This window comes from Methylobacterium frigidaeris (assembly GCF_022179185.1).
GTDB classification, from domain to species: domain Bacteria; phylum Pseudomonadota; class Alphaproteobacteria; order Rhizobiales; family Beijerinckiaceae; genus Methylobacterium; species Methylobacterium frigidaeris.
Window position 1 is genome coordinate 1 of sequence record NZ_BPQJ01000481.1, and the last position, 211, is coordinate 211.

General features: G+C 63.5%; 1 protein-coding gene. It reads left to right on the forward strand.

Translation table 11 applies throughout. From position 1 onward, the window contains the following. Positions 1-100: 100 nt before the first annotated feature. On the forward strand, positions 101-211 hold a 111-nt coding region (locus tag MFF64_RS39290; protein ID WP_498071642.1), incomplete at its 3' end, for a flavin reductase.

The window sequence follows — 211 nt, forward strand, 5'->3', positions numbered from 1 at the left end:
TCGCGGAGACCGACGTGGTCAACGCCTTCGTCAACTGGCTCCTGGAGCCCTAACCTAAGGAAAGGGAGGTGGAAGCGTGAACCTGGAGGCCAAGAAGAAGGTGCTGAGGAGCTTCACCTACGGGCTTTACGTCCTCACCGCCAAAGACGGGGACGAGGTGGCCGCGGGGACCGTGAACTGGGTGACCCAGGCCTCCTTCCAGCCCCCCCTG